The sequence below is a fragment of the Pseudogulbenkiania sp. NH8B genome (assembly GCF_000283535.1).
Lineage (GTDB): Bacteria > Pseudomonadota > Gammaproteobacteria > Burkholderiales > Chromobacteriaceae > Pseudogulbenkiania > Pseudogulbenkiania ferrooxidans.
In genome coordinates, this window is the sequence record NC_016002.1 from 3493307 (window position 1) to 3512168 (window position 18862).

The window sequence follows — 18862 nt, forward strand, 5'->3', positions numbered from 1 at the left end:
CGCCGCGCCCCGCGCGATGGTCAACGCGCCGCCGCCCTCACCGGGGCAGCATCGAACCGCTGTCGCGCAAGCGGATATGCATCTCGTAGGCGCGCTCCAGCGCGTGCGGGGTCTGGCCGCCGTATTTCAGGGCGTCCTGGTAGTAGTCGCGCAGCAGGTCGCGGTAGGCCGGATGCGCGCAGTTCTCCACGATCAGCTTGACTCGTTCACGCGGCGCCAGCGTGCGCAGGTCGGCCAGTCCTTGTTCCGTGACGATGAGGTCGACGTCGTGCTCGTTGTGATCCACGTGCGGCACCATCGGCACGATGCTCGACACCTTGCCGCCCTTGGCCACCGACTTGGTGGCGAAAATCGCCAGGGAGGCGTTGCGCGCGAAATCGCCGGAGCCGCCGATGCCATTCATCATGTGCGTGCCGTAGACGTGGGTGGAATTGACGTTGCCGTAGATGTCCGCCTCCAGCGCGGTATTGAGTGCGATCAGGCCGAGACGACGGATCACCTCGGGATGGTTGCTCACCTCCTGCGGCCGCAGCACCAGCTTGTCGCGGTAGCGTGCCAGGTTCTGGAACACCCGCTGCTGCATCGGCTGCGACACGGTAATCGACGAACCGGAGGCAAAATCCAGCTTGCCCGCGTCCATCAGCTCGAAGGTGGAATCCTGCAGCACCTCGGAATACATCGTCAGGTGCTCGAACGGCGACTGCAAGAACCCCGTCAGCACCGCGTTGGCGATGGTGCCGATGCCGGACTGGATCGCCGGCAGGCGCGCCGGCATCCGCCCGCGCTTGACCTCGTGGGTGAAAAACTCGATCAGGTGATTGGCGATGGCCTGGGTTTCCGCGTCGGCCGGCTGCACCGTGGAGGCGCTGTCCGGCGTGTCGGTGATGATGATGGCGGCGATCTTCTCCGGCGGAATCTTGACCGTGGTACGTCCCACGCGATCCGAGACGTTGACGATGGGCAGCGGCTCGCGGTGCGGACGATGACCCGGAATCCAGATGTCGTGCATGCCCTCGAACTCGACCGGCTGCGCCAGGTTGATCTCGACGATGACCTTGTCCGCCAGGATCGCGAAGCTCGCGGAGTTGCCGACCGACGAGCTCGGCACGATGCTGCCGTCCTCGCTGATCGCCACCGCCTCGATCACCGCGACGTCGAGCCGGCCGAACTGCCCGGCGCGCAGGAACTCCACGGTCTCGGACAGGTGCTGGTCGACGAACATCACCTCGCCGCGGTTGATGGCCGAGCGCAACGTGGCGTCCACCTGGAACGGCAGCCGCCGCGCCAGCAGACCGGCCTCGGTGAGCGCCTTGTCCGAATCGTGCCCGAGCGAGGCGCCGGTGATCAGGGTGATCTTCATCGGCTGCTTCCGGGCCCGCTTGGCCAGGGCCACCGGCATGTCCTTGGCGTCGCCGGCGCGGGTGAACCCGCTCATGCCGACCACCATGCCATCCTGCACCAGCGTGGCGGCCTCGTCGGCGCTCATGACGCGATCCTTGAGCGCGCGCATACGAATACGGTCTTGATACATTCCTTGCTGTCTCCTCATGGGCTGTGTTGCCGGCGCCCGCCCCACCCCGGGTCGTGGCGCCGATGCGCCGCGCGGCATCGCATGAAGTGTTGTTATGGCGAAGCCCGCGGCCAGACAGTCGCACGGCGCTCACGGCACCGGCATCGGCGCATGCCGGCCAAGGCGCCGGATGGGCCCCTTGCCCCACCGGCAGCGCCGTGCGCCAGGCGGTGTGCGCCAACTGTCTGCGGAGCAGTGTAGCCATCCGGATCGCACACATCCAATATATTGAAATTGCCATTTCCATATTTAAAATATATGGTTAACGCTGTAACCCGACCCGCCCAGCCCAGGACCCCGCCCCTCATGGAACTCCGTCATCTGCGCTATTTCATCGCCATCGCCGAGGAACAGAATTTCACCCGCGCCGCCGAACGTCTTGGCATCCAGCAACCCCCGCTGAGCCAGCAGATCCGCCAGCTCGAACAGGAACTCGGCACACCCTTGTTCCGGCGTCTCACGCGCAAGGTGGAACTGACCGAAGCCGGGGCGTCGTTCCTGAGCGATGCCCGCGCCATCCTGGAGCAGGTCGAGCGCGCCAAAAACAGCGTCCAGCGCTTCTCGCGGGGAGAAGCCGGCCGCATCCGCATCGGCTTTGCCGGCGCCACCTATTTCCAGCCGGAGGTGACGGCGCTGATCCGCGATTACCGCGCCCGCTACCCCGGGGTGCAGCTGCTGCCGGAGCAAAGCAACACGGCGCTGCTGGTGGAAGGACTGCGCAGCGGCGAGATCGACGTCGCCTTCGTGCGCCCGCCGATCGGCGGCGCGGACGGCCTGAACACCCAGTTGCTGGTGGAAGAGGACATGCTGGTGGCGCTGCCCGCGGCGCACCGCTTGAGTCGGCAGGCAGCGCTGCCGCTGTCCGCGCTGGCGGAGGAAACCTTCATCCTGTTTCCGCGCGCGATCAGCCCGGGGCTCTACGACAACCTGATCTCGGCGTTTCACCAGGCCGGCTTCAGCCCCCGGCTCGGGCAGGAGGCGCCGCAGATTGCCTCGATTGTCCCCATGATCGACGCCGGTTTCGGCATATCGCTTGTGCCCCGTTCCGTAAGCCAAATCCGCACCGAAGGCGTCCGCTACGTGCCGATCACGGCCCCCGTTCCCGCCGCGCCGATCGGCATTGCCTACCGGCAGGACCAGCACTCGGTGGCCTTGGCGCATTTTGTCGCGCTGGCGCGCGAGAAACGGCAGCACGCGCCGGCGCGGCCGGAGTAGCACTTCCCACACAGAAAGACCTTGATCATCCTGTCTGTTGCCAGAAATCCACCCGATTTGATCGTGATCAACAGCCTACCGTCGAGTCGGTGTCAGAGTTGCAAATGGGAAATTTTGCATCGGCAAGGGGGGGGGTGATTGCATGTCATATTCTGAGCACAACTTGAAGGGCATCCTGACCCACGCCTCGCTTTATCAAGCCTTGGATAACGCACAGCTCGAGCGGGTGGCTGCCGCCACAAAATGCATCAGGCTCAAGAAAGACACGACGGTCGTTCAGCGCGGAGATGTTTCCCACGGCGTGTACTGGATTGTCTATGGCCAAGTATCCCTGACCTGCCTGTTTCTGAACGGAGGGGAAAAGGTCGTCGCGCTCCTGGATAGCAACAAGTGTTTCGGCATCGGTGAAATGCTGTTGAACAAGCCTTTCCTGACCAACGCGCTGACAACCGATGACGCCATGCTGCTGCTGACCCGGCCAGAACCGATTATGCAAATTGCACAGGAAAATTTTTCCTTTGCGCGCGAGATCATGACCTGCATGGGAAGGCAGTTCTACACCCTGATGGCCGATATCGAGAGTTACAGCCTCTTCTCGGCCAAGCAGAGGATGGTCCAATTTCTGATAAGACAGAGCAGCCGGCAGAACGATGCCGACACCGTGGAGCTGCTGTCCAACAAGAACTTGATCGCCTCACGACTCAGCTTGACGCCGGAAACCTTCTCCCGGGTGCTACGAGAGCTTTCGGATACCGGCGTGATATCGGTATCAGGAAAGCACATACACATACTCGATCGACAACAGATGGAGCTGTTGGCGCCGGTGCCGGCGCGCAACCTGCCCCTGTCAACGCCACGAGTGCTGACCGTTTGAACGGGAATCCGCACTCCCCTGCGTCCTGATTCAGCTTGCCAAGCCTGGCAAAACCGGCTACATTCGCACGCTCAAAGCAAGTGCGCGGGTGTAGCTCAATGGTAGAGCAGAAGCTTCCCAAGCTTACGACGAGGGTTCGATTCCCTTCACCCGCTCCACGACACGTCCTTTGCCGCCCAGTCACTCGATGACGCCCAGGCCCCCACCGAGCAGAACGCATGAAATGGAACTCCGGCCGGCTTTGGCTCCGCATTACCGTCTATAGTCTCCTCGCGCTGCTGACCTTGCTGGTCGTGGTGCAATCGCTGATCTTCTGGAAGTTCGACGAACACGCCGTGCGCGAAACGCTGGGCCGCGTGCTGCAGGAACAACACCGCAACGTCACCGTCCGCGGCGCGATCAAGCCGCACGTGCTGCCCTTCCCCGGCCTCGACATCGACCGCATCGACATCAGCCAACCCGGCAACGCCACCCCTGCCATCACCGTCGACCATCTGGAAGCGCGCCTGGCCTGGCTGCCGCTGCTGTTTGGCGAACTCGAGGTGAGCAAGCTGCGCGTCGACGGACTCAAGATGCAGGTGGTGCGCCACCCCGACAGCAGCCTGTCCATCGCCGACCTGTTCCAGCGGCGCGATACCGGCCGCTTCCGCGTCAAGCTCGACACGCTGCGCCTGCGCGAGAGCGAACTCGATTATCTCGACGAATCGACCCAGCACCACCAGACCCTGAACACGCTCAGCCTGGATGCCGACGGCCTGCGCGGCGACGCCCACCTCAGCGTCGGCGCCCTGCTCAGCGGCGGCAGGCGTCCGCTGCGGCTGGCGCTGGAGACGCCGCTGACGATCCAGGACGACCAGGTCACGCTGAGCCAGCTGCAGGCGGTGGTGATGTCCGAAGTGGAGGGGCTGGGCGAAAGCAAGCTCAACGCCAACGGCCTGCTGCGCCTCAATTTCGCCGCCCTGCAGGCCACCGGCGAACAGCTGGCGCTGACCCTGAGCAGCGACAACCCCAAGAGCGGCTTCACCCTGCGCGTGCCGGCGTTCAGCGCCAGCTTCAAGGAAATCACCACGCCGCTGGCCACCCTCGACGGCCAGCTGAGCTACGGCCAGACCCACTACGAAGCCGTGGCCCGCTTCGACAACGTCAAGCTCGACGAGGCCGGTCTCAACGCCGACCACATGGCGGGCGACTTCAGCTGGAGCGTCGGCCGCCAGCGCATCAACCTCAAGCTGAACGCCCCGTTCACCCTGCTGGGCATGAACCAGATCCGCATGCAGCCCTTGTCGCTGATGGCGCAGGTGGTCACCCCGCTGCTGCCGCGCGGCCAGCTGGTCGCCAAGATGGACGGCGCGCTCGACGGCACCCTCGACGACGACCAGCTCAATCTGCGCGTGGCCGGCACGCTGGACGGCTCGGACATGGCGATCACGGTGAGCCAGTACGGCTTCCTCAAACCGCGCCACGAGGCCACCGTCACCATCGGCAAGCTCGACCTCAACCGCTACCTGCCGGAGAGCAAGGACAACGCCGCGGTGGCGCTGTTCCAGGACACCCGGCCGATCCCGCTCGACTGGCTCGACTACGTTGACCTGAGCGGCAAGGTCACCATCGGCGAACTGGCCTTCGGCCGCTTCCGCGTCAACGATGTTACCGCCAGCGTGCTGGCCACGCCGCAGCAGCTGGCGCTGGACCAGCTGAGCGCCAGCATCTACCAGGGGCGCCTGGAGGGCAGCGTGCGGCTGCAGCGCGAACAGAAGCCGAAGCTGGAACTGAAGCAGAAGCTCAACGCCATGCACATCCGTCCGCTGTTGCTCGACCTGTTCAACTTCAGCCGGCTGGACGGCGTCGGCAGCGGCGAGGTGGACGTCCGGGCGCAGGGCACCTCGTTCGCCGAGCTGCGCAACACCATGAGCGGTACGGTGGCGATGAGTCTCAATAAGGGGGCGCTGAGCGGCATCGACCTGGTGGCGGCGCTGAAGAACCTGCCCTCGGAGCTCAAGCAGTGGAACGGGGCGGCCAACCCCAACCAGAAGACCACCTTCTCCACGCTGTCGGCCAGCCTGCAACTGGAACAGGGCGTGGCGCGCAACCAGGATCTGAAGCTGGCATCGCAACTGGTCAACGTCAGCGGCGGCGGCAAGCTCGACCTGATCCAGAGCATCATCGACTACACCCTCGACGTGCAGGCCAACCCGCACGAGTTCAGCCGGCTCAAAGGCGTCAACGTGCCGCTCAAGATCACCGGGCCGATCAACTCGCCGGTGTACGCGCTCGACTTCAACGCCATGGTCAAGGGCAAGAAGACCGAGAGCGAGAAGCAGGACGCGCTGAAGCAGCAGTTGAAGAAGCAGATCACCACCATCCTGCCGTAACGATGGCAAGACAAAGGCCGCACCGGATAAACCGTTGCGGCCTTTTTTGCCCCCGTACCCCGCCTTCCATTCGCCGCAAAGGTTGGCCGAAGCCGAGGCCGGCAGCCTCGGCGCGCGTCAACGCCGTCGTCGCGAGCGCCGCCCGGCCGGTTCCAGCCGGACTGATTCGACCAGGCGCAGCCGCCCCCATGGCACGCGGCACGGCACAGGACCTGGCCGAGGCGGTGCCGTCGCTTTATCCGCCAGCGCTCAGCCCTGCAGCACGCGCGTCTCCGCCAGCGCCAGCTGCTCCGGCGTGCCCAGCACCACCAGCACGTCGTCCTGCATCACCTCGAACTCCGGGTCGACCTCGCTGCGGCGGATGTGGTGACGGCGCACCGCCTTCAGCTCCACCCCCAGATCGTCCAGCCTGATCTCGCCCAGCGAATGGCCGATGGCCGCCGCCCCGGCGCACACCTGGATGCTCAAGAGGCGCGGCAACTGCGCCTCGTCCAGCCCCTCGGCGTCGTCGCTGGCGCCGCGGAAGAAGCCCTTGAACAGGCTGTAGCGCTCCTCGCGCACCGCGCGGATGCGGCGCAGCACGCGGCTCAGCGGCACCCCGGTCACCATCAGCGCCTGGGTCGCGAGCATCAGGCTGCCCTCCATCACCTCGGCCACCACCTCGTCGGCGCCGGCGCGGCGCAGCACGTCCATGTCGCTGTCGTCGACGGTGCGCACGATCACCGGCAGGTCGCTGCGCAAGGACTGCACCATGTTGAGGATGCGCAAGGCGGCGTGGGTATCGGCGAAGGTCACCACCACCGCCTTGGCGCGCATCAGGCCGGCGGCGATCAGCACCTCCTTCTTGCCGGCGTCGCCGAACACCACCGGGTCGCCCGCCTCGCCTGCCTCGCGCACCCGGTCCGGGTCGAGGTCGAGTGCGAAGAACGGAATCGATTCGGTTTCCAGCAGGCGCGCCAGCACCTGGCCGCTGCGGCCGTAGCCGCAGATCAGCACGTGATCGCTCTTCGACATGCTCTCCACCAGCATCTGGTGCAGGTTCAGCGCCTGCATCATCCAGTCCTGCTTGATCAGGCGGCGGGTGATCTTGTCGCCGTGCAGGATCAGGAACGGCGCCACCAGCATCGACAGCAGGATCGCGGCGATGGCGGCCTGCTCGGTCTGCGCCCCGATCAGCCCGAGCTTGCCCGACAGCGCCAGCAGCACGAAGCCGAATTCGCCACCCTGCGCCAGCGCCAGCGCGCCGCGCATGGCGTCGTTGGCCTTGTGGCCGAAGGCACGCGCCAGCCCGAACACGATGCCGAGCTTGACCGGCACCAACAGCGCCACCAGCAGCAGCACTTCGCCGGCATGGGTGTACAGCACCGGCAACTGCACGCGCATGCCGACGGTGATGAAGAAGAAGCCCAACAGGATGTCGCGGAACGGCTTGATGTCCTCTTCCACCTGGTAGCGGTATTCGGTCTCCGAGATCAACATGCCGGCGACGAAGGCCCCCAACGCCAGGCTCAGCCCGGACAGCTCGGTGAGGTAGGCCACCCCCAGCGTCACCAACAGCACGTTGATCATGAACAGCTCGCCCGAACGCTGCCGCGCCACCAGGTGGAACCACGGCCGCATCAGACGTTGGCCGAAGGACAGCAACAGCGCCATCACCGCCACCACCTTCAGCGCCGCCAGGCCGAGATCCATGCCCAGCGTGGCGCTGCCGCCGGCGAAGGCCGGCAGCAGGATCAGCAGCGGCACCACCGCCAGGTCCTGGAACAGCAGCACGCCGATCGCCAGCTGGCCGTGCGGCTGGTTGAGCTCCAGGCGCTCGGTCAACAGCTTGCTGACGATCGCGGTGGACGACATCGCCAGCGCCCCGCCCACGGCAAAGCCCGCCAGCACGGAATCGAACAGCGCGCCGATCACGCCGGCGATCAGCAGCAGGGTCGCCAGCACCTGCGCCAGGCCCACGCCGAACACCAGCTGGCGCATCGCCCTGAGCTTGGGCAGGGAAAATTCCAGCCCGATCGAGAACATCATGAACACGATGCCGATCTCACCCAGGAAGGCCGTCTCCTCGCCGTCCGGAATCAGCTGCATCACCCCCGGCCCCGCCAGGAAGCCCACCACCAGATAGCCCAACATCGGCGGCACCTTGAGGGTTCGGCACAGGGTGACGGCGAGGACGGCGCTCAACAACACGAGGACAATGGGCGCAAGCGAATGCATCGAGGATGGACTTTCCGGGGCGGTGAAGGGGTTGGCCAAACGCGCCCAAGCAAAAGATGCACCAGGCCGCGACTATTCGGATTATAACCTTGATATACTTTCACCTTATGAACAAGACAGTACAGCATGAGCGTCTGGAACAGGCGCAACGGGTGCTCGAGATCGAGGCCGACGCCATCCTCGCGCTCCGCGCCCGGCTCGACGGCGCCTTCCTCGCGGCCATCGACGCCATCCTCGCCTGCGCCGGCCGCCTGGTCGTCACCGGCATCGGCAAGTCCGGCCACATCGGCCGCAAGATCGCCGCCACCCTGGCCAGCACCGGCACCCCGGCGTTCTTCGTGCACCCCGCCGAGGCCGCCCACGGCGACCTCGGCATGATCACCGACGGCGATGTGCTGCTGGCGCTGTCCAACTCCGGCGAGAGCGACGAGGTCATCGCGCTCCTGCCCGCGCTCAAGCGCAAGGACATCACCCTGATCGCCATGACCGGCCGCCCCGACTCCACGCTGGCGCGCGAAGCCGACATCCACCTCGACGCCGCGGTCGAGATGGAGGCCTGCCCGCTCGGCCTGGCGCCCACCTCCAGCACCACCGCGGCGCTGGCGCTGGGCGACGCGCTGGCGGTCACGCTGCTGGAGGCGCGCTCGTTCCGCGAGGAAGACTTCGCGCTGTCGCACCCCGGCGGCAGCTTGGGACGGCGCCTGCTGGTGCACGTGCGCGACCTGATGCACGCCGGCGACACCCTGCCGGTGGTGCAAAGCGGCACCACGCTCAAGGACGCCCTGCTGGAAATGACCCGCAAGGGGCTCGGCATGACCGCGGTGGTCGACGCTTCGGCCAACCTGGTCGGCATCTTCACCGACGGCGACCTGCGCCGCACCCTGGACAAGACCCTCGACCTCTCCGGCCTCGCCATCGACGACGTGATGTTCCGCCAGCCGCGCACCATCAGCGCCGAACGGCTGGCCTCGGAAGCGGTCAAGCTGATGGAAACCCACAAGGTCAACGGCCTGCTGGTCGTCGACGACGCCGGCCACCTGGTCGGCGCGCTCAACATGCACGACCTGCTCCAGGCCCGGATCGTATAAGGACACGCATGCAAACGATTCACGAACTCGCCCGCAAGGTGCAACTCCTGATCATGGACGTCGACGGCGTCCTCACCGACGGCCGCATCTTTTTCACCCCGGACGGCGAAGAAATCAAGGCCTTCAACACCCTCGACGGCCACGGCCTGAAAATGCTGCAGAGCACCGGCGTCAAGCTCGCCATCATCACCGGCCGCGCCGCGCGCTGCGTCGAGCACCGCGCGCGCGGGCTGGGCATCGACTACTACTTCCAGGGCGTCGAGAACAAGGTCGGTGCATTTCAGACCCTGCTCGCCCAGGCCGGCGTCGCCGCCGACGCCTGCGCCTACATCGGCGACGATGTGGTCGACCTGCCGGTGATGCGCCGCGTCGGCCTCGCCGTGGCGGTGCCCGACGCCCCCAGCCTGGTGCGCCAGAACGCCCACTACGTCACCGGCTTCGGCGGCGGCCAGGGCGCGGTGCGCGAACTCTCCGAGCTCATCATGCAGGCCCAGGGCAGCTTCGATGAGGTGATGAACAGGTACCTGGCATGATCCTGCGCGCCCAGCGGCTGTTTCCCATCGTCCTCCTGGCCCTGACCGGCCTCTTGACGTTCTGGCTCGACCAGATCTCGCGCTGGACGCCGGAGACGCGCGCGCTCGACCCGAACAAGCCCGAATTCGTCGCCGAGCACTTCACCGCCCTACGCTACGACACCACCGGCAAGGTACAAGACCAGCTCAGCGCCCAGCGCATGTGGCAGTACCCGGGCAAGGACGACCTGTTCTTCGACGCCCCCACGCTGCAGGTCTTCGCCGCCGGCGTGCTGCAGTACGACGTGCGCGGCCAGACCGGCCGTTACAACAACAAGACCCGCCAGGCCTTCTTCGACCGCCAGGTGACGCTGTTCAAGCCGGCCGACGCGCAGCGCCCGGAAACCCGCGTCGACACCTCGGTGATGTACGTCGACCTCGACAAGCGTCTGGCCCGCTCCGCGGCCCCGGTCACCATCCATTACGGCACGTCGGTAGCCCGTTCGGTCGGCTTCACCTACGACCAGCGCGCCGGCCTGCTGAAACTGCTCTCGAATGCAAGGGTCGTCTATGCGAAATAAATTCACCCTGACGCTGGCCGTGCTGGCCGGACTGTGCAGCGCCACGGCCGCTCTGGCGGAAAAAGCCGACCAGAGCAAACCGATCGAAATCAACGCCAACAGCGGCACCCTCGACCAGCTCAAAGGCCACACCGTGTGGGAAGGCAACGTCGTGGTGACGCAGGGCACGCTGCGCGTCAACGCCGACCGCGTCGTCGTCACCCGCGACGACAAGGGCAACCAGACGGTGCAGGCCACCGGCAAGGTGGTCACCTTCCGCCAGAAGATGGACGGCAAGGACGAATACATCGAAGGCCAGGCCAGCCGCCTCGACTACACCGGCATCACCAACACCGCCGTGCTCACCGGCAACGCCCGCGTCAAGCGCGGCGAAGACCTGGTGATCGGCGACGTCATCACCTACAACACCCAGAGCCAGACCTACCAGGTCAAGGGCGGCGCCGCCACCGGTCCCAACAAGGGCCGCATCACCGTCATCCTGCAACCGCAAACCACCGGACAGCAGCCATGAACGCCAGCGTACTGAACGTCACCGGGCTGAAGAAGCGCTTCAAGAAGCGCACCGTGGTCAAGGACGTCTCGCTCAACATCGAAAGCGGCGAGGTGATCGGCCTCCTGGGACCCAACGGCGCCGGCAAAACCACCAGCTTCTACATGATCGTCGGCCTGGTCAGCGCCGACGACGGCCGCATCCAGCTCGACCAGCAGGACATCACCCACTTCCCGATGCACCAGCGCGCCCGCCTCGGGCTCGGCTACCTGCCGCAGGAAGCATCGATCTTCCGCAAGATGACGGTGGACGAAAACGTCCGCGCCATCCTCGAGATCGCCGGCCTCAAGGGCGAGGAGCTGGAACAGGAACTGACGCTGCTGCTGGACGACCTCAACATCGCCCACCTCCGGGAAAGCAACGCGCTGGCCCTGTCCGGCGGTGAGCGCCGCCGCGTCGAGATCGCCCGCGTGCTGGCCACCCGCCCGCGCTTCATCCTGCTCGACGAACCATTCGCCGGGGTCGACCCGATCGCCGTGATCGACATCCAGAAGATCATCTCCTTCCTCAAGGAGCGCGGCATCGGCGTGCTGATCACCGACCACAACGTGCGCGAAACGCTGCGCATCTGCGACCGCGCCTACATCATCAGCGACGGCGCCGTGCTGGCCTCCGGCAAACCGCAGGCCCTCGTCGACAATGAAAAAGTTCGCCAGGTCTACCTGGGCGAACATTTCCACCTGTAACCGCCATGAAGCAGTCGCTACAGCTCAAGGTCTCGCAGCAGCTCACGCTGACCCCGCAACTGCAGCAGTCGATCCGGCTGCTGCAACTGTCCACCGTCGACCTGCAAACCGAAGTCGAGCGCTTCCTGCAGGACAACCCGCTGCTGGAACGGGGCGACGAGCCCGTCGCCGACAGCGCCCCGGCCGAAACCACCGGCAGCGAGGCCGAGCCCGAACGCCAGGAACCGGAACGCGAGGACAACAGCAGCGGCGAACTCACCGACTGGGGCAGCGGCAGCCGGCGCGGTGAAGACGGCGACGATTACGACCCGATGGCCAACGTGCCGCGCCCGGTCACGCTGCGCGAACACCTGCTGGCGCAGCTGGGCGAAATCGCCCTGCCCGAGCGCGACTGCGCCATCGTGCAGCTTCTGATCGAGGAACTGGACGAAGACGGCTACCTCACGATCGACCTGCAGGAACTGGCCGCCTCGCTGCCGCTGGAACTGGGCATCGAGGAAGACGAACTGGCGTTCGGTTTGAAACTGCTGCAGCAGTTCGAACCACAGGGGGTCGGCGCCCGCTCGCTGTCCGAGTCGCTGGCGCTGCAGCTGGCCCAGCTGCCCGACAGCACCCCGGGCAAGGCCCTGGCGCACGCCATCGTCCGCGAGCACCTGACCCTGCTCGGCAATCGCGACTACACCCGGCTCAAGCGTCTCCTCGACGTCAGCGACGCCGAACTGAAGCAGGCCCAGTCCCTGATCGCCCGCCTCAACCCGCGCCCGGCCTCCGGTTTCGGCGTCGACGACACCCGCTACATCATCCCGGATATCGCCGTGCGCCGCATCAAGGGGCGCTGGCGCGCCGAGCTCAACAACGCCGCCGTGCCGCGCCTGCGCGTCAACCAGATGTACGCCCAGATGCTCAGCGAAAACCGCGGCAGCGGCGGTGAAATGAGCTCGCGCTTACAGGAGGCGAAATGGCTGGTGAAGAATATTCAGCAACGATTTGACACCATCCTGAAAGTGGCGGAATCTATAGTCGAAAGACAGCAAGCGTTCTTTGAACACGGTGAAGTAGCCATGCGTCCACTCATCCTGCGCGACATTGCGGATGAGCTGGAACTACACGAATCCACGGTCTCCCGTGTGACGACGCAGAAATACCTGCTGTGCCCGCGCGGCCTGTTCGAGCTGAAGTATTTCTTCGGCAGCGCCCTGGAAACGGACAGCGGCGGCGAGTGCTCGGCCACCGCCATCAAGGCGCACATCCGCCAGATGATCGACGCCGAAAACCGCGCCAAACCCCTCTCCGACAGCGCCCTGGCCGACGAGCTCGCAAAACAGGGCATACAGGTTGCAAGACGCACCGTAGCGAAGTATCGTGAAGCCATGCAGATTCCACCGGTCAATCTGCGCAAGGTCCTCTGACCTTGGATTGAATCATCAGCATGCCCGGCAGCATCCGCCGGGCAGCCAACACAAGAAGGAGTAAGGTATGAACCTCAAAGTAACCGGTCTCCACCTCGACGTTACCCAACCGCTGCGTGATTACATCGAAAGCAAACTCGAACGCATTACCCGTCATGTCGACCATGTGATCGACGTGGCGGTGACTCTGTCCGTGGACAAGCTGGTCCAGAAGGCCGAGGTCAACGTCCATCTCTCCGGCAAAGACATCCACGTCGAAGCCACCGAGTCGGACATGTACGCCGCCATCGACCTCCTGATGGACAAGCTGGATCGACAGGTTCTCAAGCACAAGGAAAAGCTGAGCGAACACCGGGCCATTCCGACACCGGCCCCGGCACCAGAAGCCACACTCTAAGCCCTTGATTGATAAAGCGGGAACCATCAGGTTCCCGCTTTGCTTTGCACAGTCCTTTCTCTGTCACACCAAAGCAACTAGAATCGTCGGGTTTTTGGCAGCTCTCAACAGACCCCTATGAGCCTGATCGGCAAAATCCTAACTCGGGACAACGTCCTGCTCGACCTCGACGTGGCCAGCAAGAAGCGCGTCTTCGAGCAGGTAGGCCTCCTGATCGAGAACACCCGCGGCATCGCGCGCAGTGAAGTGTTCGAGTGCTTGTTCGCCCGCGAGAAGCTCGGTTCCACCGGGCTCGGGCAAGGTGTGGCCATTCCGCACGGCCGCGCCCGTGGTCTGAAAGAGGCGGCCGGTGTACTGATCCGCCTCAAATCTGCGATTCCCTTCGACGCCCCGGACGGCAAGCCGGTACAGATCCTGTTCGTGCTGCTGGTGCCGGAACAGGCCACTGACCTGCACCTGCAGGTGCTGTCGGAACTGGCCCAACTTTTCTCCAGCCGGCCGCTGCGCGAGAAACTGCTCGCCGCCCAGAATGCCGACGAGCTCTACACCCTGCTGACCGAATGGTCTCCCAATGCCTAGCATAAGCGTTCGCAAGCTCTACCACGACAACCAGCACAAACTGAACCTGAGCTGGGTTGCCGGGACCGGCGGAGCCGACAACCTGATCGGCAACGACGAGCAGCGTCCGCTGCTGGCGCTGGTGGGCCACCTCAACTTCATCCACCCCAACCGGGTGCAGGTGCTGGGCCTGGCCGAAGTCGAGTACCTCGACCGCCTGGAGCAGTCGGCCGCCAAGACTGCGCTCGACCAGCTGTTCCACAAGAGCATGTCGGTGGTGATGGTGGCCAACGGCCAGCCGGTACCCAAGCTGCTGCGCGACTACTGCCACACCCACAACGTGCCGCTGATGACCACGCCGCTGGAGAGCCCCTACCTGATGGATGTGCTGCGCATCTATCTGGCGCGCGCGCTGGCGGTCTCGACCGTGCTGCACGGGGTATTCCTCGACGTGCTGGAAATCGGCGTGCTGATCATGGGCGATTCGGCCATGGGCAAAAGCGAACTGGCGCTGGAACTGATTTCGCGCGGTCACGGCCTGGTGGCCGACGACGCCGTGGAGCTCTACCGCATCGGGCCGGAAACCCTGGAAGGGCGCTGCCCGCCGCTGTTGCGCGACTTCCTCGAAGTACGCGGCCTGGGCATCCTGAACATCCGCACCATCTTCGGCGAGACCGCGGTACGGCCGAAGAAGGTGCTCAAGCTGATCATCCACCTGGTCAAGGCCAACGACCAGGCGATGCAGGCGCTCGACCGCCTCAACATCCAGTCGGAGACGCAGGACATCATCGGCGTCATGGTGCGCAAGGTGGTGCTGCCGGTCGCCGCCGGCCGCAACCTGGCGGTTCTGGTTGAAGCCGCCGTGCGAAACTATATCCTTCAATTACGCGGTATCGACAGCACCCGCGAGTTCATCGAACGGCATACCAACTTCCTCAGGGAACAAGAGCATGCGCCTGATACTGATTAGCGGCCTGTCCGGCTCGGGCAAATCGGTGGCGTTACGTGCCCTGGAAGACGCCGGCTACTACTGTGTCGACAACCTCCCGGCCACCATGTTGCGCGAGGCGGTCGCGATCTACGCCACCTACGGCTACGAGCGCATCGCCATCAGCGTCGATACCCGCTCAAGCCCCTCGCTCGGGGCCTTGCCGGTGGAAATGCAGAAGCTGCGTGAGCGTGGCATCGACGTGCGGCTGCTGTTTCTCGAATCCAAGACCGACACGCTGGTCAAGCGCTTCTCCGAAACCCGCCGCCGCCACCCGCTATCCGGCTCCGGCCTGACGGTGGAAGAGTGCATCCGCAAGGAGCAGGAACTGCTCGAGAGCATCCGCGAACTGGGGGCGCGCCTCGACACCAGCGAGCTGTCGGCCAACACCTTGCGCAGTTGGGTCAACGACCTGGTCGAGGCCGACGACAACCGTCTGACCATTATCTTCGAGTCGTTCGGTTTCAAGCACGGCGTACCGCTCGACGCCGACTTCGTGTTCGACGTGCGCTGCCTGCCCAACCCCTACTACGACAATACCTTGCGTCCGCTCACCGGGCAGGACGCACCGATCGTGGCCTACTTCGCCCAATACCCGATGGTGGACGAGCTGCTCGGCGACATCCGCCAATTCGTCGCCAAGTGGCTGCCGGCGTTTCGCCAGGACAACCGCAGCTACCTGACGGTGGCGATCGGCTGCACCGGCGGCCAGCACCGCTCGGTCTTCATAGCCGAAGCGCTCGCCAGGAGCTTTTCCAGCGAGCAGGTCCTGCTGCGCCACCGCCAGCTCTCCCGGGACGCATGAGCCGCCTGGTCCGGCCCGGAGACTGGCTGGTCCTGCTGGGCGGAGCCGTGCTGACCGGCTGGCTCGCCTGGCAGCTGTGGGGGCAGGGACAGGCGCGCAACGTGACGATACGCGCCGGCGGACAACGGGTCGCCAACCTGAGCCTGCTGCACAACCGGCTGGTGCCGGTGCAGGGCCCCCTGGGGGTGACCGTGGTCGAGATCGCGGGCGGCAAGGCGCGCATCAAGCAGGACCCCAGCCCGCGCCAGTACTGCGTGCATCAGGGCTGGCTGTCGCGGGCGGGACAGGTCGCGATCTGCCTGCCCAACGCCACCAGCATCGAACTGACCGGGCCCGATCAGCCTTATGACAGCCTCAACTTCTGACACCCGCTGGCTCTACGCCCAGCCGCACGACCACCGCATCGCGCGGCTCGCCGCGCTGGCCATCGTGCTGGCCGTGGTGGATGCCGGCATCCCCTCGCCGCTGCCCGGCGTCAAGCCTGGGCTGGCCAACATCGTCACGCTGCTGGCGCTGGAGACGCTGGGCTGGCGCGCCGCGGTGTGGGTCAGCCTGCTGCGCATCCTCGGTGCCGGCCTGTTGTTGGGCAGCCTGCTCACCCCCGGCTTCTTTCTCGGCCTCGCCGGCGGCGTCGCCAGCCTGGCCGGGCTCGGTCTGACGCAGGCTTGGCCGAAGCGCTGGTTCGGCCCGGTCAGCGCCAGCCTGGTGGCGGCGTTCTGCCATATCGGCGGTCAGCTGCTGCTGGCGCGCGCCTGGCTGATCCCATCCGACAACATCCTGTATTTCGTCCCGGCGTTCGCCCTGGCCGCCCTGCTCAGCGGACTGGTCAACGGCATCATTGCCGGCAAGCTTCTGGAAGGATCCTCATGCGCCCCGTCCACACCGTCACCGTCGCCCTGACCGGCGCTTCCGGCCTGCCCTACGGCCTGCGCCTGATCGACTGCCTGATCCAGGCCGGCAAGCGGGTCTGGGTGCTGTCGTCGCAGGCCGCCCAGGTCGTGGCGCGCCAGGAGATGCAGCTCAGCCTACCCTCGCGCCCGGCCGAGCTGCGCGACTGGCTGGCCGAACGCAGCGGCGCCGCCGCCGGCCAGCTCGAGGCCTTCGGTCGCGAGGAGTGGTTCGCCCCGGTGGCGTCGGGCTCCAACCCGGCCGATGCCATGGTGGTGTGCCCCTGCTCGATGGGCACACTCGCCGCCATCGCCCACGGCATGTCGGACAACCTGATCGAGCGCGCCGCCGACGTCACCATCAAGGAAGGCCGCCGTCTGATCCTGGTGCCGCGCGAAACGCCGCTGTCGGTCATCCACCTGGAAAACATGCTGAAACTGGCCCGGCTCGGCACGGTGATCCTGCCCCCCGCTCCCGGCTTCTACACCCACCCGCAAAGCGTGGATGACATGGTCGATTTCATCGTGGCGCGGATACTGGATCAACTCGGCGTCGCGCACACGCTGCTGCCGCGCTGGGGAGAACAAGGCGGAGAGCCGGCCGATGCGAACTGACGCGATGCTGAGTCTGGCCGCGCTGCGTCAGCTGGAACAGGGCGCTGCCCACCACGGTCTCGACCTGATGGCGCAGGCCGCCCGCGCCACCGCCGACTGGGTGGGGGGGCACCTGCCCCCGGGGGTGCGCGTGCTGGTCGCCGCCGGTCCGGGCAACAACGGTGGCGACGCGCTGCAGGCCGCGCTGCTGCTGCACCAGCGCGGCTATCACGTCGACCTGCTGCTGCCCGCCATACCGACCTCCCCCGCCACCCAGGCCGCCTTGCAGGCGCTGCTGGCGGCCGGCCTGCAGCCGCGCTCCACGTTGGCCGAAGACGCCCCGCCGCCAGACCTGATCATCGACGGGCTGTTCGGCATCGGCCTCGCGCGCGACTTCGCCGCTCCGTGGCTGGACACCATCCGCCAGCTCAACGCATTGGCCATTCCGGTCCTGGCGCTGGACACCCCTTCCGGCCTCGACCCGTACCGCGGCACCGTCGCCAACGTTGCCATTCGTGCCAGCCACACCCTCACCTTCCTCAGCCACAAACCGGGGCTCTACATGGCGGCTGGCGCCGACCTGGCAGGGCAGGTCGAGCTGGCGCCGCTGGACTACCCCAGCGAACTCTGCCCCGCCACAGAGGGCGAGTTGAACCGCCCGCTGGCCCTGCTGCCGGCACGCGCCAACGACAGCCACAAGGGACGCTTCGGCTGCGTGCTGGTGATCGGCGGCGCGCACGGCATGCTCGGCGCCGCCCTGCTCGCCGGACGCGCCGCCTACGCGGGCGGCGCCGGCAAGGTGCATCTGGCGACACTGGATGACCGCTTGGCCGTCGATCCGGCGGCTCCCGAGCTGATGATCCAGGCGCTCGAGCCGAGCACCACACTGCCCCGCGCCGACGCCGTCGCCATCGGCCCCGGGCTGGGGCAAGGCAGCAGCGCCCGCCAGTGGCTGGCCAGGCTGCTCGACACCGACGTCCCGCTGCTGCTGGATGCCGATGCACTGAACCTGTTGGCCGGCGACAGTGCGCTGCAACAGGCGCTGAGCCGGCGCCAGGGGGAGACCGTCCTCACACCGCATCCGGCGGAAGCCGCGCGCCTGCTGGCGTGCAGCACGGCAGAGGTGCAGGCCGACCGGCTCGCTGCCGCACGAACGCTGGCGCAGCGCCTCTACAGCGTCGTGGTACTCAAGGGTGCCGGCAGCCTGATCGTGCGCCCCGACGGCTATTACCGGCTCAACACCAGCGGCGGCCCGGCGCTGGCAGTGGCCGGCCAGGGCGACGTGCTGAGCGGGCTGGTGGCCGCCTTGCTGGCGCAGGGACTGCCCGCGTTCGACGCCGCCGCGCTAGGGGTGCACCTGCACGGCTTGGCGGGCGATGCCTATACCCGCGCCGAGCAAGGCCCGGTCGGGCTCACGGCTGCCGCGACCGTGCCGCTGTTGTCGCGCATGATCAACCAGGCGCGCACAGGCGTACACGGCTGAGTCGGACGCTCATTGTATCCAGTCTCCAACGATGGCCAGTCCCGAGGTCAGCCGCTACAATCGGGCAACCCCACCC

Annotated in this window: 19 protein-coding genes and 1 tRNA gene; 18 read left to right on the forward strand and 2 right to left on the reverse strand. The window is 66.1% G+C overall.

The features are described 5' to 3' along the window. Nucleotides 1-37: 37 nt before the first annotated feature. Nucleotides 38-1531 carry an acetyl-CoA hydrolase/transferase family protein gene (locus tag NH8B_RS16110; RefSeq protein WP_014088215.1) on the reverse strand — a complete coding sequence of 498 codons (1494 nt, stop codon included), beginning with the start codon at nt 1529-1531 and terminating at the stop codon, nt 38-40. 345 nt (nt 1532-1876) lie between these two features. Between NH8B_RS16110 and NH8B_RS16115 the strand changes: the two genes are divergently transcribed. From NH8B_RS16115 to NH8B_RS16130, 4 genes are all read left to right on the forward strand, one after another. Further along, nucleotides 1877-2785: a LysR family transcriptional regulator gene (locus NH8B_RS16115; protein WP_014088216.1), complete on the forward strand. Its 909-nt coding sequence runs from the start codon at nt 1877-1879 to the stop codon at nt 2783-2785. Between the two features lie 163 nt (nt 2786-2948). Further along, nucleotides 2949-3659 carry a Crp/Fnr family transcriptional regulator gene (locus tag NH8B_RS16120; protein WP_232503487.1) on the forward strand — a complete coding sequence of 237 codons (711 nt, stop codon included), beginning with the start codon at nt 2949-2951 and terminating at the stop codon, nt 3657-3659. An 84-nt stretch (nt 3660-3743) separates the two neighbouring features. Further along, nucleotides 3744-3817 (forward strand) — tRNA-Gly (locus tag NH8B_RS16125). A gap of 60 nt (nt 3818-3877) precedes the next feature. Then, a complete protein-coding gene (locus NH8B_RS16130; protein ID WP_014088218.1) occupies nt 3878-6031 on the forward strand; it encodes an AsmA family protein in 2154 nt (717 codons plus the stop codon). 249 nt (nt 6032-6280) lie between these two features. On the opposite strand, the gene NH8B_RS16135 is transcribed toward NH8B_RS16130, so the two are convergent. Continuing rightward, nucleotides 6281-8248 (reverse strand): monovalent cation:proton antiporter family protein, encoded by a 1968-nt coding sequence (locus tag NH8B_RS16135; protein ID WP_041703059.1) that lies wholly within the window; start codon nt 8246-8248, stop codon nt 6281-6283. A 107-nt stretch (nt 8249-8355) separates the two neighbouring features. On the opposite strand from NH8B_RS16135, the gene NH8B_RS16140 reads away from it, so the two are divergent. The 14 genes from NH8B_RS16140 to NH8B_RS16205 all read left to right on the forward strand — a co-directional run bounded on the left by NH8B_RS16140 (nt 8356) and on the right by NH8B_RS16205 (nt 18786). Continuing rightward, nucleotides 8356-9336 carry a KpsF/GutQ family sugar-phosphate isomerase gene (locus tag NH8B_RS16140; protein ID WP_008954917.1) on the forward strand — a complete coding sequence of 327 codons (981 nt, stop codon included), beginning with the start codon at nt 8356-8358 and terminating at the stop codon, nt 9334-9336. Nucleotides 9337-9344: 8 nt separating this feature from the next. Then, nucleotides 9345-9869, forward strand: a complete 525-nt coding sequence (gene kdsC / locus NH8B_RS16145) for a 3-deoxy-manno-octulosonate-8-phosphatase KdsC (RefSeq protein ID WP_014088220.1) — start codon at nt 9345-9347, stop codon at nt 9867-9869. Beyond that, complete coding sequence (gene lptC, locus NH8B_RS16150) at nt 9866-10429, forward strand: LPS export ABC transporter periplasmic protein LptC (protein WP_008954915.1); 564 nt, start codon at nt 9866-9868, stop codon at nt 10427-10429. Before kdsC ends, lptC begins: the two co-directional genes overlap by 4 nt. Beyond that, nucleotides 10419-10940, forward strand: a complete 522-nt coding sequence (lptA, locus tag NH8B_RS16155; RefSeq protein WP_008954914.1) for a lipopolysaccharide transport periplasmic protein LptA — start codon at nt 10419-10421, stop codon at nt 10938-10940. Before lptC ends, lptA begins: the two co-directional genes overlap by 11 nt. Continuing rightward, on the forward strand, nt 10937-11665 hold the full coding sequence (gene lptB, locus NH8B_RS16160; protein WP_008954913.1) for an LPS export ABC transporter ATP-binding protein: 729 nt from the start codon (nt 10937-10939) through the stop codon (nt 11663-11665). Before lptA ends, lptB begins: the two co-directional genes overlap by 4 nt. 5 nt (nt 11666-11670) lie before the next feature. Further along, nucleotides 11671-13074: an RNA polymerase factor sigma-54 gene (locus tag NH8B_RS16165; RefSeq protein ID WP_014088221.1), complete on the forward strand. Its 1404-nt coding sequence runs from the start codon at nt 11671-11673 to the stop codon at nt 13072-13074. A gap of 67 nt (nt 13075-13141) precedes the next feature. Continuing rightward, a complete protein-coding gene (gene hpf, locus NH8B_RS16170; protein ID WP_008954911.1) occupies nt 13142-13471 on the forward strand; it encodes a ribosome hibernation-promoting factor, HPF/YfiA family in 330 nt (109 codons plus the stop codon). A 117-nt stretch (nt 13472-13588) separates the two neighbouring features. After that, nucleotides 13589-14050, forward strand: a complete 462-nt coding sequence (gene ptsN / locus NH8B_RS16175) for a PTS IIA-like nitrogen regulatory protein PtsN (RefSeq protein WP_008954910.1) — start codon at nt 13589-13591, stop codon at nt 14048-14050. Continuing rightward, nucleotides 14043-14999, forward strand: a complete 957-nt coding sequence (gene hprK, locus NH8B_RS16180) for an HPr(Ser) kinase/phosphatase (protein ID WP_008954909.1) — start codon at nt 14043-14045, stop codon at nt 14997-14999. The genes ptsN and hprK overlap by 8 nt, the downstream gene beginning before the upstream one ends. Further along, nucleotides 14980-15822: an RNase adapter RapZ gene (gene rapZ, locus NH8B_RS16185; RefSeq protein WP_014088222.1), complete on the forward strand. Its 843-nt coding sequence runs from the start codon at nt 14980-14982 to the stop codon at nt 15820-15822. The genes hprK and rapZ overlap by 20 nt, the downstream gene beginning before the upstream one ends. Then, nucleotides 15819-16187, forward strand: a complete 369-nt coding sequence (locus tag NH8B_RS16190) for a NusG domain II-containing protein (protein ID WP_014088223.1) — start codon at nt 15819-15821, stop codon at nt 16185-16187. Before rapZ ends, NH8B_RS16190 begins: the two co-directional genes overlap by 4 nt. Then, nucleotides 16168-16722, forward strand: a complete 555-nt coding sequence (locus NH8B_RS16195) for a Gx transporter family protein (protein ID WP_014088224.1) — start codon at nt 16168-16170, stop codon at nt 16720-16722. The genes NH8B_RS16190 and NH8B_RS16195 overlap by 20 nt, the downstream gene beginning before the upstream one ends. Continuing rightward, entirely contained in the window at nt 16689-17324 is a 636-nt protein-coding gene (locus NH8B_RS16200; protein WP_014088225.1) for a flavin prenyltransferase UbiX, read from the forward strand. Before NH8B_RS16195 ends, NH8B_RS16200 begins: the two co-directional genes overlap by 34 nt. After that, the gene (locus tag NH8B_RS16205; RefSeq protein WP_041703063.1) at nt 17314-18786 is read left to right on the forward strand and encodes a bifunctional ADP-dependent NAD(P)H-hydrate dehydratase/NAD(P)H-hydrate epimerase; all 1473 of its coding nucleotides are present in this window, start codon (nt 17314-17316) and stop codon (nt 18784-18786) included. The genes NH8B_RS16200 and NH8B_RS16205 overlap by 11 nt, the downstream gene beginning before the upstream one ends. Nucleotides 18787-18862 lie beyond the last annotated feature (76 nt).